Here is a 13285-nt window from a genome sequence, read left to right as displayed (position 1 = left end):
GCTTTAGCTTGGTCACTTCGTAACCGAGGAATTCACACATACGGCGAATCTGGCGATTAAGCCCCTGGGTAAGAATGATATTAAAACTGAACTTGCCTCTGGGCTTCAGTGTACAGGGCTTGGTTACCGTGCCTAAAATGGGTACGCCTTTCGCCATTTTCTGTAAAAAGCGCGGGCTAACCGGCTGGTTAACGGTAACTTCATATTCTTTGTCGTGGGCATTCTCTGCGCGCAGGATTTTATTCACAATATCGCCGTCGCTGGTCAGCAGAATGAGTCCTTCAGAAGGCTTGTCCAGGCGACCAATCGGGAAGATGCGCTCTTTGTGTTTAATGGCATCAATGATATTCCCTTTAACGTGCCGCTCTGTGGTACAGGTAATACCAATAGGCTTGTTGTAGACAATATACACACGATCAGACTTGTCTTCTGCCACCGCGCCAATCACCTTGCCATCTACTTTAACCTTGTCGCCAGGATTTACTTTGGTCCCTAGCTCAGGCTGTTTGTCGTTGATGGTGACACGCTTTTGTTCAATCAGCTTGTCTGCTTCTCTACGCGAACAAAAGCCAGTATCGCTAATGTACTTATTGAGACGCTTGGGCTGATCTGCACTCATGTTTCTATGTCCTGACTGTTGCGCTGTTTGCAAAGAATGAAAAGGAGACGGGAGTATAACCGAAGTCAGGTGTTATTGATAAATGGCTAATAAACAATCCGGTGAAACATTGAAAAACCCCGGCACTATCTCAAGTACCAGGGTTTATTATATTAGGCTTCTAACGTTAATATACACTATTGCCCATAGTGCGATTTTCACGTTGGATTAATGTAGAACGTTTACTCTCATAGAAATGCTCCTGACTCCTTGATGCTTTTAGCCGGCTGGGTTCAGCCTCTTCAAAAAAGGCATCATTAAAGTCAAACGTGACAGTCTGATTATTTGCAATCACCGGCTCACCATCAACAATCCTGGGAGAAAAACGCCATTCATTCAAAGCTTCAAGTGCTTTTGCAGTAAAACGTTTGCCGCCAAATTGATCAATAATCCGAGCATTCTGTACTTGTCCATTCGTGTTAATATCAAAGGAAATGGTAACGTGCGCATCTTCAAAAAACTTCATTGCGGCCCTAGGTTTATCCGGCGTCTTTTTCAATAACAATATGGGCTCAATGTTGTCCTGCCAAGGCTTCATTTGTGCAACTTGCTGGCTGTGCTGTATGGCCTCAACCAATTGGCCGTCATTTGCCAAGGCTTCAGCGATCATGACGTGTGATTGCAAGGCCCACGGATGACTGTAGTCAAATATACGCTCGAGTGATGCTATTACACCAGTAAGAGTCTGAGCTGCAACATCATACTGACCGCTGGTATATTGCAAGCGCCCTAATTCGAAGAATTGTTTAATTGTACGGGTATCATCGTTTCCCCATGCTTTATATGCAAGCTGTGCAGACGTTTCAGCGAAGGCTATTGATTGTTTCGCCGATAAAACGGGAAGACGATATGATTCTAATTGTAATGCTATTTCCGAGTACACCGTTGCCAACGTATCGCTAGAATCAACCGTTATTTCAGACAGATTATCAATAACTCCTTTAAGTGACTTCTGATAACTTATTGCTGTATGTTTGTCGCCTTGTTTAACCGCAAAATCATACAAATCACCATACAGTTTTGCTGAAGTGAGCACGGTTTCTTTACTCAATCTGCCAAAACAACTCACTGACAAATCAATTGCATTCTCTGCTTCCTTTCGCGCTTTATTAAATTCACCATCGCTCAAATAAGCTGAGGCAAGCTCAAAACTAAGCACAGACTTTTCAACCGTATCTGGTGATTGGCTGCAAAAAGTCGCTTCTGAAGACACCGGCAGCACCTGATTAGAATTCGTAACCGAAGCTGAGGCTTGAAAACCAAAGCACATGTTAGCTAATAAAACCGCGGACGTAACTTTACGAATTTGCATACTATATCCCTTGTATAAATATAAGACCGCATCATTACAGCCCCATAAAAATCAACAACCTACAAATACAATTTATACTAAGTGATAACAAATGCAACTTAATTTAATTTTAAAAGAGAAGCTCCATTCTAGTCGCACTCAATCTGGCTTCTCTATGGCGTACAAGTCTTCATCGATACTCTGTACCCGAGCTTCAAACACAGCACGCGCATCCCGAATGCCCTGATTGTAAAAAGTGCCGCCCATTTCCTTGCTAATAAAATCCAATAGAAACTCAGCGTCGAATTGCCCTAATTCAGTACTTAATTCGTCTTCAAAATAACGCTGTAGTTTGTCTACCAGCACCGATTTTTGTTGTGGTTCAAACGTAATCTCACTCACTATTCTGGCTCGCGTAATCGTCGTGTTACAAACCTAACATGTTGCCCCTAATGTTTTATTAAATAAAGAAAAGCAGAAAATAATTTTCATACTCATCCTTGCTTGTGCAGGAATCTTATTGCCGCTATTTTGATCTGTATTAACCTGCTTATTCCCGCGTCGGAAACAACTTACCAGGATAGAGTATGCGTATCGACAAGCTTATCCAGGTAGTATTGCTACTTGCCTTTCCAGCCAGCATCCATGCTCATTCATCGCTTAACAACAATAGCTCAACACTTTCGGAAGGTATTCGTACAGACGTTTCACTTACCAAAGACCACTTTCTACAAACAGGTGTGCCACCAGGAGAACTGAAAGGTCCGTTCGAATTTAAGAGTGACATTTATTCCGGTACCTCAAGACGCTACTGGGTATTCGTGCCAGCTCAATACGATGCAAAAGAAGCTGCCAGCTTATTGGTGTTTCAGGATGGTCACAGAGCGACAAACCCCAACGGCTCAATAAGAATTCAAACCGTAATGGCAAACCTGATTGCACAAAAAGCAATGCCGGTGACCATAGGGTTATTCATAACACCGGGGAATCTATCTGACGCTTACCCGAACGATTTAGGCTGGAGCAACCCCAATCACCGCTGGCAGGAATACGATGTCGTAAACGATACCTATGCACGGTTTCTAATAGAAGAGATGATACCTGTCATTGCAAAGCAGTATCACTTAACTGACGATCCCGACCAAAGAGCCATCGGCGGCACCAGTAGTGGGGCCATAGCGGCGTTTACGGCAGCCTGGTTCAGGCCAGATTACTTTCGCAAGGTATACAGTTCAATAGGCAGCTTCGTTTCAATTGGCTATCGCCCCGATGAACCTGACATGCAGACTGGTGGGCAGGATTATCCCGCATTAATCCGCAGAGAGCCCATTCGCCCCTTGCGTATCTTTATGCAAGACGGCGTTAACGACCTCGACAATGAATGGGGTAACTGGTTTTTAGCTAACCAACAAATGGCGGCAGCAATTCGCTATGCAAATCGCCACGCCGATGTACAAAATATTGCTGGCCCAAGATACGCGCTGAAGACCGTCTGGACCGACGGAGAACATAACGACTCGCACCCGGGCGCGTTATTACCTGAGGGACTACGATGGCTTTGGCAACAATGAAAGGTTAAACCAGGCTTATATTACCTGGCGTGATATAAGCCTTGATGAATTGATACGTTTAGGGGCTAATGCGCAGTGGTGTTTGAAAGCGTATTTAGCACCACAACACCCGCTATTATTAACCCCATTCCTACCACGCCCCACAAGTCAGGCTTTTGCCCAAAAGCAAACCACGCCACTATCGAAATTGCGACTATACCCAGCCCAGACCAAACCGCGTAGGCAACGCCCACAGGAATCGTTTTGAGCGTTAACGACAAGAAATAAAACGCAGCGGCGTAGCCCACGACTACCAGGGTTGAAGGAAGCCATTTCGTGAACCCTTCACTTAACTTAAGGTTCGATGTGGCGATGACTTCACAAGCAATGGCAATGCCGAGGAACAACCAGTTTTTCATATAGATATACATGAACAAAAGAAATAAGGCGTAAAGTGTAGCTAGTACTTTATACAAATTGCAGCCTTGTATTTAATGCCAATCTCTGCGCAATAAATACAAAAAACCCGGCAAAAGCCGGGTTTTAACAGAGAACAAGGTATTAGCAGTTACAGTTCGCGGATCCAGATATTTCTGAAGCTCACGAAGTTATCGTGATCCTGTAGCTGAATAGGTGCGCAACCATGAGGTATGGTTTTCGGTGCGCCAATCCACTCTGTCGTACCAAGGATTTTCGTGTGGTTTTGCACAACAACGCCATTGTGAATAACCGTAACGTAGCCGTGCGACACCAACTCTTCACCATCGAAGCGTGGCGCGGTAAACAGGATGTCGTATTCCTGCCACTGACCCGGTGGACGCATTGCGTTTACCAGCGGAATAGTCTGTTTGTAAACAGAGCCAGCCTGTCCATTCGGGTACGTCGGGTTATTGTATGAATCCAATACCTGAATTTCATACTTCTGCTGGAAGAAAATGCCGCTGTTGTTACGCTGCTGACCTTCCATCCCTTCTACGTCTGTCGGTGTTTTCCATTCAACGTGCAATTGCACATCACAGAAGTCGCGCTTGGTTTTAATGTCGCCTTTACCCGGCAATACCGTTAATACGCCATCTTTTACGGTCCATTCAGCTGCGCCACCTTTTACTGACTCCCACTCGCTCAGATCGCTGCCATCAAATAATACGATAGCGTCTGACGGCACGCCGTTAGCAGGTGAGCTGACGGCTTCCGGAACAGGCTCCCATACTTCGGTTTTCTGCGCCTGTTGCCAGGGTTCGAGAGCCTGCCCCTGTGCCACTGCAAAACCTGCAGTGCCCAACACACACAGGGCAAGCGTACTTTTTACTGACCAGTTTAAATGCATCATTAAGGTCCTATTATTCTTTAGTGTCTAAAAGCGTCGATTCGAACCCAGGCTTAGGTAGCCCAGGCACGATCGCCTTTTTGATACGGCATATCACCGTCGTATCTGCCAGGAATACTTACATACCGCAGGGCTTTAGTCGCACCGACTTCTGATGTAAAGAAGCTGAACAACGTAAGCTGCTTCATTAACGTGAAGTAATGCGGAACTGGTCCTTTGTCTTCTATGCTTCTGTGGCTTGGACGCTGATGCACAGCCCAGCCCAGACCCACTTTGTTATCCTGTTCCTTGGCGGTAGTATCCAGCTTGGTCAGTAATTCGTGACGCTGCGTGGCAGACAGCAGCAAGAAAGGCTTCCCAAAGGCGGCTTTACTTTCCACATCAATGGCTTTCAGGCCCTGACGAAACTCCGCTTGTTCTGGTGGCGTATAACAATCCGCAACCAAACCCACCATCGTTGCGCCGACGTTGGCTGCTTTCGCGCCCGGACTGTCTGTTGCAGGAATGATGGTTTCACCAATTTCGTTTAACAGGCTGATGTCCTCTGCGGTAAAGCCCGCTTCTTTAGCACTGGTTGCTTCGGGAACTTTGTCCCAGGCAAAGGCATCGGCACCCACCATGGCTACCCCCGTGGCAGCCGTGATCAGTTTTAATATGTCACGACGTTCCATTACAGATTCCTCTTCTTCAGTTCTTCTACTGCGTAATTTGCTGCACGAGCCGTTAACGCCATATAAGTCAAAGATGGGTTTACACATGATGCAGAGGTCATACACGCACCATCAGTCATGAATACGTTTGGCGCATCCCAAACCTGGTTGAACTTGTTGGTAACCGACGTTTTAGGATCGCGGCCCATACGTGCACCACCCATTTCGTGAATACCCATACCCGGCGCATAATCGCCTTCGTAGCCACGCACGTTTTTAAGACCAGCACGTTCAAACATTTCAACCGCGTCGTCTTTCATGTCTTTACGCATGGCGATTTCGTTTTCTTTGATCTCCACGTCCATTTCCAGAACCGGCAGACCCCATTTATCCTTCTTGTCTTTGTTCAGGAAAATGCGGTTATCGTGGTGTGGCAGCATTTCACCGAACGCGGTCATGCCTATACGCCAGCCACCCGGCTCAACGATCGCGTCTTTAAGACCAGCACCAATGCCCATCTCAGCGATATTGCGATTCCAGCCATCACGGCTCGCGCTGCCCTGATAACCAAAGCCACGCAGGTAGTTACGCTTGTCGTCATGCCAGTTACGGAAACGTGGAATGTAGAAACCAGACGGACGACGGCCGTAGTAATATTTGTCGTCGAAACCTTCCACTTCAGCACTTGCGCCAACGCGGAAGTGGTGATCCATAATGTTGTGGCCCAGCTCACCGCTGCTGCTACCCAGACCACCGTCCCATACGTCAGTTGCTGAGTTCATCAGCATCCACACAGAGTTAAGGGCAGAGGCGTTCAGGAACACAATTTTGCTCTTAAACACATAAGTCTGGTTGGTTTCAGAATCCAGAATTTCTACGCCTGTCGCGCGCTTCTTGTCTTTGTCGTAAAGCACACGAGTCACAATAGAAAACGGACGTAGGGTCAGATTACCGGTTTTCATAGCCAGCGGCAGTGTAGACGACTGGGTACTGAAGTAACCACCAAACGGACAACCCAACCAGCACTTGTTACGGTACTGACAGTTAACCCGGTTTTGCTCCGGCTTAGGCTGCGTAATGTTTGCTGAACGGCCATGGATAAGATGACGTGTGCCGCCGAATGCTTTTTGCAAACGCTGAGCAACTTCTTTTTCCACTACGTTCAGCGGAATAGGCGGTAAATACTGGCCATCTGGCAATACGTCCAACCCATCGCGACTACCACTGATACCGGCAAAACGCTCCACATAATCGTACCAGGGCGAGATGTCTTCGTAACGAATCGGCCAATCTACCGCAATGCCTTCTTTGGCATTCGCCAGGAAGTCTTCTTCATTCAGACGGTAGCTTTGACGACCCCATAGCAGTGAACGACCACCTACGTGGTAACCGCGGTACCAGTCGAAACGTTTTTTCTCTACATAGGGTGAGTCCTGATGACTGGCCCACATGCCGTTGGTTGATTCATTCAACGGATAATCACGCTGAAGCACTGGTTCTTCCTGCTTGCGCTTCTGCGTAGGCAGATCGCGGTGCGGATAGTTCCAGGCTTCTTTGTGCGCGTTGGTATAATCCTTTATATGTTCAATATTGCGTCCACGCTCCAGCATCAGTACCTTGAGGCCTTTTTCGGTCAGCTCTTTTGCTGCCATGCCGCCACTGATACCTGAACCGACAACGATCGCATCGTATTCGTTATTCGCCATTACATCTCCCCTCTAATTCTGTGCCTAATAATCGACAGGGTAATTGCTATTTTTTAAACATCACAAATATCAATGGCCTGACGCAAAGATGCGATTTGGCCGCTGATATCAGACGGTGTGGGTATAAATTCTTGCGCCACATAGCCGGTAAAACCGGTAGCTACGATGGCTTTAATGATCGCCGGGTAATACAGCTCCTGGGTATCATCAATTTCGTGTCTGCCAGGAACGCCGGCAGTGTGATAGTGACCAAAGTAAGCGTGGTTATCCTGAATCGTCCGGATAATGTCACCCTCACTGATTTGCATGTGATAAATGTCGTACAACAGCTTAAAGTTCTCAGAACCCAGTCTGTCGCAGAGCGCAATACCCCATGCGGAATTATCGGCAAAGTAATCCGGGTGATTCACCTTGCTGTTAAACAGTTCCATTTGCAGCACAACGCCGCGCTTTTCAGCGTGCCCTAACACTTGCTTCAGGCCTTTTTCAGCATGGATTAACCCTTCTTCCGGGGTTTTCCCACGCTTGTTACCGCTAAAACAAATTAAGTTCGTGTAGCCGGCGTCCGCCACTTTGTCGATGTGCGCGGTGTAGCGCGCAATCAAAGCTTCGTGGAACTGCGGGTCAGCCCAACCGTCAGTCAGGTTCAGCTCTGCGCCATTGCACATTGAGCTGTCTACGCCATATTTTTTCAGCGTGGCCCAGTCTTCTGGCCCCACTAAATCAATGGCTTTGAAACCCAGAAGTTTGACGACCTGACACAGTTCCTCAATAGACAGCTTGCCGTAAGTCCAGCGACTCACGGAATGATTCACCGCCCCTTTAAGAGGACCACTCGGCTTAACATTGCCCAGTTGCGCCAGTGCATTGCCCGACAACGTTGCGCCGGTTACGCCCACCACCAGTTGCTTGAGCAACGAGCGGCGGGATACACCATTGGCCAGCGAATCCGTTAGCTTAGTCATTGGCTTCTACCTTTTCGCCTTTAAACAGCAATACAAAAATCACCAGTACGGCCAGTGCAAACCCTGCCGGGAAGTACCAGATTGGCGCCCAGTCGTGACCTGCATCGGTAACGTAAGCATCAGTAACCTGACCGGCTACCCAGAAGCCCACCAGCATACCTACGCCGTAAGTTGCCAGAGTAATCAGGCCTTGAGCCGCACTCTTGCATTGTTCAGTGGCTTTTGCGTTGGTATAGATTTGACCCGACACGAAGAAGAAGTCGTAACAAATTCCGTGCAGCGCAATACCTACAATAAGCAACATCACGCCACCGTCGGCATCGCCCAGTGCAAATAACGCATAGCGAAGTACCCAGGCTGCCATGCCCAGCATTAACGTGAGCTTAATGCCGAAGCGGTTCAGAAATACAGGCAGAGCCAGCATGAACAACACTTCAGAGACCTGACCCAGCGTCATTTTACCTGTCGCATTTTCTACACCGATTTCGGTTAAGAATGGGTTAGCGTTCTGGTAATAAAACGCCAACGGAATACAAATAAGTACGCTCGACAGGAAAAATACTAAGAAGTTTTTGTCTTTCAGCAGAGACAGCGCATCAAGGCCTAACAGTTCACCCAGGCCAGACGCTTCCTGACCTTTTGAGGCAGGCGGTGTAGCCGGTAGCGTGAAGCTGTAAACACCCAGCGCAGCAGACGCAATCGCGCACAACATAAAGGTGTTACGCAGCATGCCGTCGGCAATGGCTTGTTGTGAATCCCAGGAGAACACATAGCTAATTACCAGACCCGCGACAATCCAGCCAATCGTGCCCCATACACGGATTTTCCCGAATTCTTTGGCTGGGTCTTTCATTTGACCAAACGACACCGAGTTAACCAATGCCAAGGTTGGCATGTAAGCAATCATGTAGCCCAGTACATAAGGGTAAAAACTTGCGAAGTCGCCCGACTGGTACATTAAATACATCAGCACGGCGCCCACTAAATGCAAAATACCCAGGATGCGTTCTGCGTTAAAAAAGCGGTCGGCAATTAAACCAATAATGAAAGGCGCAATGATCGCCCCCCATGACTGGGTTGAAAACGCCATACCAATTTCGCCGCCGCTTGCGCCGAGCGTGCCGCCCAGGAATGTCCCCAGTGTGACAAACCATCCACCCCAGATAAAAAACTGGAGAAACATCATTACGCTTAGCCGTATTGTTATTGTGTTCATAGGCTCACCGCCAATTCCTTCGTTATGGTTAGTGTTGTTATTCGTCTAATCCAAGAATGCGTCGATTGCGTGTATCGCTGCTTGTTGCGCCCGCAAAATCGTCAAATGCATGGGTTGCCCGCTGAATGATATGGCTGGCAATAAACGGCGCGCCTTCTGCTGCGCCCTGATTGGAGTCTTTCAGGCAGCATTCCCACTCGAGCACCGCCCAACCTTCAAACCCGTACTGCGTCAGTTTGCTGAAGATACCTTTGAAATCTACCTGACCATCACCCAGTGAACGGAAACGTCCCGGACGGTCTACCCAATCCTCGTAACCGCCGTACACACCGGAGCGACCCGTTGGGTTAAACTCGGCGTCTTTTACGTGGAACATCTTAATGCGGTCGTGGTAACGGTCGATGAAGTCCAGGTAATCCAGTTGTTGCAACACATAATGACTCGGGTCGAACAGAATGTTCGCACGTGGGTGGTTATCAACAGCTTTCAGGAAACGCTCAAACGTTGCGCCGTCGTGAATATCTTCGCCCGGGTGGATTTCGTAACACACATCCACGCCCGCTTCGTCGAAGGCATCCAAAATGGGTAACCAGCGATTCGCTAGCTCGGCAAAACCTTGTTCAACCAGACCGGCCGGACGCTGTGGCCACGGATAAACCAGGTGCCACATCAAAGCACCGGAGAAAGTAGCATGGGCTTTCAGGCCCAGGCGTTGACTGGCTTTAGCTGCGCATTTCAGTTGATTAATGGCCCACTCGGTACGCGCTTTGGGATTACCGTGTAAGTGCTCTGGCGCAAAGTTGTCAAACAACTCGTCGTAAGCAGGATGCACTGCCACTAACTGCCCTTGCAGGTGCGTAGAAAGCTCAGTGATTTCCACACCCGCTTTGCGGCATGTTTCCATGATTTCGTCACAGTATTCCTGACTTTCCGCAGCGCGTTCCAAATCAAAAATAGCCGGATCGCTGGTAGGCACCTGAATGCCTTTATAGCCCAGATCCGCTGCCCATGCTGCGATGGTATCCAAGCGGTTAAACGGCGCTTGATCACTTAAAAATTGTGCCAGGAATATCGCCGGGCCTTTAATTGCAGACATTGTTTACTCTCCTGCTTATTTATTCTTTACTGGCGCGCACAACGCGCCGCGCTCACGAACCTATAGGATTAGGGCCGTCCATTTTTGATCGCTGTTTTGGCTTTCCAGCATGGTGGCAATGAAGGCCATTCCGCGTAAACCTTCTGCCAGACCCGGCACACCGTCTGCTGCGCCTTGCTGGCCACTGCGGATAGCCTGCGCAAACAAGGTGTACAGGTTGCCCATGGCTTCCAGGTACCCTTCAGGGTGCCCCACCGGAATACGACAGCGCTTTAAGGCTTCTTCACATAATCCCGGTTGCCCCTGGCCACCACGTAAAATAGTCATTGGCTTGTCAAGCGAGCGCACAATCAGTGAGTCCGGACGCATCTGGAACCACTCCAGGCCTCCTTTGTCGCCGTAAACGCGAATCTTCAGGCCGTTTTCCTCGCCTGCTGCAACCTGGCTGGCAATGAGTACGCCCGACGCGTTGTTGTCGAATTTAAGGAACGCGGCACCGTCGTCATCGAGACGACGACCTGGAATATGCGTGTGTAAATCAGCGCACAGGTGGGTCACTTTGCTACCGGTAACAAACTCGGCCATATTAAATGCGTGGGTGCCGATATCGCCCATACAACCACTGCCACCAGACTGAGCAGGGTCGGTGCGCCAACTGGCTTGTTTGTTGTCGTCCGCTTCCAAATTATTACTTAGCCAGCCTTGCGGGTACTCCACATAGACCTTGCGAATGGTGCCAAGCTCGCCGGTAGCAACCAGATGACGGGCTTGCCACACCATAGGATAGCCAATATAGGTATGCGCTAAGCCCAGCAGTGCACCTGAGTCTGCCAATACTGATTCAAGGGATTGCGCTTCTTCTAAATTGATTGCCAGCGGCTTTTCGCAGAACACGTTAAAACCGGCTTCCAGTGCGGCTTTGGTAACAGGTACATGCAAATGGTTTGGAGTAACAACGGCAATGGCTTGTACGCGTTGATTTTCAGGTAACTTAAGTTCGCCTTCGATGAGGGCTTCCCAGCTGCTGTACGCGCGATCTTCGGAAATACACAGCTGACTCGCTGTCGCCAGATTATTCTCAGAATTACGGCTAAACGCGCCAGCCACCAAATCATACTGCCCATCTAACCCGGCTGCAGCTCGGTGCACCGCACCAATAAAGGCGCCTTGACCGCCGCCTACCATACCAAGTCGAATTTTCTGCATGTTTGCTCCTATCTTAGCCAGGCTCGTCTACAGGTGTGTAAGCGTTAAGTGAACGGGTTTCTGAATGCTTGGAATAACCCTACTCACAATTGCATTTCACATTACACATCATGTGTCAAAGATGTTAATTTTGTAAAAATGTAACGGATTACATTCGAGTATATCAAGATCGCATGCCTGATCCAGTCTTAATTTACTTAATTTTTTAACAAATAGTCGAATAAGAACCGACATAATGCACGATAAATGGCCCGAAATACGGGTTTTTACAGAATTTGTCTTTGCATTCTTTTAACAATTAGAGTAAAAGATGTTATCGGTTACATTTATGCAAACAAAATAAAGTAAAGAACAGTTGTAGGAGAAGAGGTTGTCAACGATTCGTGAAGTAGCAGACATGGCAGGCGTCTCTGTGGCAACCGTGTCACGTACGCTGCAGCAACCTGATCGCGTCTCTCCTAAAACCCGCGTTCGCGTGCAGGAAGCCATTGATCACCTGGGCTACAAACCAAACCTGATGGCGGTTAAATTCCGTTCTGGGAAAACCCAGGTATTGGTAGCACTCGTGCCTACTGTTGCCAACGTGTTCTTTGCACGGGTAATAAAAGGCATGCAGGAAGCAGCAGCCTCTCAGGGATACTCACTACTGCTAATGAATACCATGGGCGACGACGACATCGAGCGAAACTGCGCCAAGCTCGTCGATACCTCCCAAGCAGATGGCGTGATCCAGTTACGCGCCTTTAACCCGTTTGCACCCGACCAGTTCCAGTCTGAAGCGTTATTACCTATGGTCAATGCATGTGAAATTGTCGACGGTGCGCGCTTCCCAACCGTCACGCTGGACAACCGCGCTGCGGCGAAAGCCATGACCGAACATCTGATTTCGCTGGGACATCGCCGCATAGCCATGGTGAAAGGTCCGCAATCCAGTCCGCTTACCCGCGATCGTTTAGCGGGATACGAAGATGCCCTCAAAGCTGCCGGCCTCAGTATCGATGATTCGCTACTGTGCGCCGGTGACTTTACGCTATCGTCGGGTTACCGGGCGGCTACGACGCTGCTGAGTTTACCCAAACGCCCAACGGCCATTTTTTGTGAAAACGACGAAATGGCCATGGGTGCCATGCGTAAAGTACGCGAAGCCGGCTTGTCTATTCCTGAAGATATCTCTATTGCTGGTTTCGACAACATTGCCTTTTCGGCTTATGCCGAACCACCGCTGACCACCATTGCGCAGCCCGCTGAAGAATTCGGCGAGACCGCCGTCAATGTACTGATCGACGTGCTTAACGGCAAAACCAAGCACGCCTTGAAGGTGATATTGCCTTTTGAACTGATCACCCGACAAAGCACTGGCCCAGCGCCAGATTCAGCTAACCCATAATAAGGAACGTAACCATGTCTAAACTAACGCTAAATCGCCGCCGTTTCCTGCAAGTCAGTGCAACCGGTATGGGGGCGTTGCTGGGTGCCGCAGCATGTAAACCGGCAGCCACCGTTGCATCGTCTTCAGCACCTGCTTTACCTGTAGGTTTGCAGCTTTACACACTTCGCAGCATGATGGAAAAAAGCGTAGCGGAGACGCTGGCGTTGGTTGCTGAAGTGGGCTACAAAGAA

The 13285-nt window shown here is 48.8% G+C and carries 13 protein-coding genes and 1 pseudogene; 3 read left to right on the top strand and 11 right to left on the bottom strand.

What is annotated here, in order from left to right:
- The 3 genes from AC4MRN_RS14615 to AC4MRN_RS14605 all read right to left on the bottom strand — a co-directional run.
- Nucleotides 1-619: pseudouridine synthase (locus AC4MRN_RS14615; protein ID WP_491203671.1), on the bottom strand; the 619-nt coding region annotated here is incomplete at its 3' end.
- A 166-nt stretch (nt 620-785) separates the two neighbouring features.
- A complete protein-coding gene (locus tag AC4MRN_RS14610; protein WP_370243115.1) occupies nt 786-1970 on the bottom strand; it encodes a TonB family protein in 1185 nt (394 codons plus the stop codon).
- Nucleotides 1971-2108: 138 nt separating this feature from the next.
- Complete coding sequence (locus AC4MRN_RS14605) at nt 2109-2351, bottom strand: DUF2164 domain-containing protein (protein ID WP_370243116.1); 243 nt, start codon at nt 2349-2351, stop codon at nt 2109-2111.
- 185 nt (nt 2352-2536) lie between these two features.
- On the opposite strand from AC4MRN_RS14605, the gene AC4MRN_RS14600 reads away from it, so the two are divergent.
- On the top strand, nt 2537-3520 hold the full coding sequence (locus tag AC4MRN_RS14600) for an alpha/beta hydrolase (RefSeq protein WP_370243118.1): 984 nt from the start codon (nt 2537-2539) through the stop codon (nt 3518-3520).
- A gap of 65 nt (nt 3521-3585) precedes the next feature.
- Here the strand turns inward: AC4MRN_RS14600 and AC4MRN_RS14595 are convergent, their stop codons facing one another.
- The 8 genes from AC4MRN_RS14595 to AC4MRN_RS14560 all read right to left on the bottom strand — a co-directional run bounded on the left by AC4MRN_RS14595 (nt 3586) and on the right by AC4MRN_RS14560 (nt 11665).
- Entirely contained in the window at nt 3586-3918 is a 333-nt protein-coding gene (locus AC4MRN_RS14595; protein WP_491203670.1) for a DMT family transporter, read from the bottom strand.
- 149 nt (nt 3919-4067) lie between these two features.
- Nucleotides 4068-4829 (bottom strand): 3-keto-disaccharide hydrolase, encoded by a 762-nt coding sequence (locus AC4MRN_RS14590; RefSeq protein WP_073316761.1) that lies wholly within the window; start codon nt 4827-4829, stop codon nt 4068-4070.
- 50 nt (nt 4830-4879) lie between these two features.
- Complete coding sequence (locus AC4MRN_RS14585) at nt 4880-5497, bottom strand: gluconate 2-dehydrogenase subunit 3 family protein (RefSeq protein ID WP_491054692.1); 618 nt, start codon at nt 5495-5497, stop codon at nt 4880-4882.
- Nucleotides 5497-7182 (bottom strand): GMC oxidoreductase, encoded by a 1686-nt coding sequence (locus tag AC4MRN_RS14580; RefSeq protein ID WP_073316765.1) that lies wholly within the window; start codon nt 7180-7182, stop codon nt 5497-5499. Before AC4MRN_RS14580 ends, AC4MRN_RS14585 begins: the two co-directional genes overlap by 1 nt.
- Nucleotides 7183-7235: 53 nt before the next feature.
- A complete protein-coding gene (locus AC4MRN_RS14575) occupies nt 7236-8147 on the bottom strand; it encodes a hydroxypyruvate isomerase family protein (protein ID WP_491203669.1) in 912 nt (303 codons plus the stop codon).
- Entirely contained in the window at nt 8140-9363 is a 1224-nt protein-coding gene (locus AC4MRN_RS14570; RefSeq protein ID WP_487964883.1) for a nucleoside permease, read from the bottom strand. The genes AC4MRN_RS14575 and AC4MRN_RS14570 overlap by 8 nt, the downstream gene beginning before the upstream one ends.
- A gap of 37 nt (nt 9364-9400) precedes the next feature.
- Complete coding sequence (locus AC4MRN_RS14565) at nt 9401-10459, bottom strand: sugar phosphate isomerase/epimerase family protein (protein WP_491203668.1); 1059 nt, start codon at nt 10457-10459, stop codon at nt 9401-9403.
- A gap of 60 nt (nt 10460-10519) precedes the next feature.
- Nucleotides 10520-11665, bottom strand: coding sequence for a Gfo/Idh/MocA family protein (locus AC4MRN_RS14560; RefSeq protein ID WP_491203667.1), 1146 nt, complete (start codon nt 11663-11665; stop codon nt 10520-10522).
- A gap of 370 nt (nt 11666-12035) precedes the next feature.
- On the opposite strand from AC4MRN_RS14560, the gene AC4MRN_RS14555 reads away from it, so the two are divergent.
- Both AC4MRN_RS14555 and AC4MRN_RS14550 read left to right on the top strand, forming a co-directional pair.
- Nucleotides 12036-13052 (top strand): LacI family DNA-binding transcriptional regulator, encoded by a 1017-nt coding sequence (locus AC4MRN_RS14555; RefSeq protein ID WP_073316775.1) that lies wholly within the window; start codon nt 12036-12038, stop codon nt 13050-13052.
- A 14-nt stretch (nt 13053-13066) separates the two neighbouring features.
- Nucleotides 13067-13285 (top strand): annotated as a pseudogene (locus AC4MRN_RS14550) (sugar phosphate isomerase/epimerase family protein); the annotation flags it as partial.

Source organism: Marisediminitalea sp. (genome assembly GCF_984433645.1).
Note: the sequence above shows the minus strand (reverse complement) of the source record. Positions and strands in the feature narration are given on the sequence as shown.

What these genes read in the sequence shown, in the direction of transcription:
- AC4MRN_RS14595 (WP_491203670.1), bottom strand. Translation starts at nt 3,918, where the DNA reads ATGAAAAACTGGTTGTTCCTCGGCATTGCCATTGCTTGTGAAGTCATC.
- AC4MRN_RS14565 (WP_491203668.1), bottom strand. Translation starts at nt 10,459, where the DNA reads ATGTCTGCAATTAAAGGCCCGGCGATATTCCTGGCACAATTTTTAAGT.
- AC4MRN_RS14600 (WP_370243118.1), top strand. Translation starts at nt 2,537, where the DNA reads ATGCGTATCGACAAGCTTATCCAGGTAGTATTGCTACTTGCCTTTCCA.
- AC4MRN_RS14580 (WP_073316765.1), bottom strand. Translation starts at nt 7,182, where the DNA reads ATGGCGAATAACGAATACGATGCGATCGTTGTCGGTTCAGGTATCAGT.
- AC4MRN_RS14610 (WP_370243115.1), bottom strand. Translation starts at nt 1,970, where the DNA reads ATGCAAATTCGTAAAGTTACGTCCGCGGTTTTATTAGCTAACATGTGC.
- AC4MRN_RS14575 (WP_491203669.1), bottom strand. Translation starts at nt 8,147, where the DNA reads ATGACTAAGCTAACGGATTCGCTGGCCAATGGTGTATCCCGCCGCTCG.
- AC4MRN_RS14590 (WP_073316761.1), bottom strand. Translation starts at nt 4,829, where the DNA reads ATGATGCATTTAAACTGGTCAGTAAAAAGTACGCTTGCCCTGTGTGTG.
- AC4MRN_RS14585 (WP_491054692.1), bottom strand. Translation starts at nt 5,497, where the DNA reads ATGGAACGTCGTGACATATTAAAACTGATCACGGCTGCCACGGGGGTA.
- AC4MRN_RS14560 (WP_491203667.1), bottom strand. Translation starts at nt 11,665, where the DNA reads ATGCAGAAAATTCGACTTGGTATGGTAGGCGGCGGTCAAGGCGCCTTT.
- AC4MRN_RS14570 (WP_487964883.1), bottom strand. Translation starts at nt 9,363, where the DNA reads ATGAACACAATAACAATACGGCTAAGCGTAATGATGTTTCTCCAGTTT.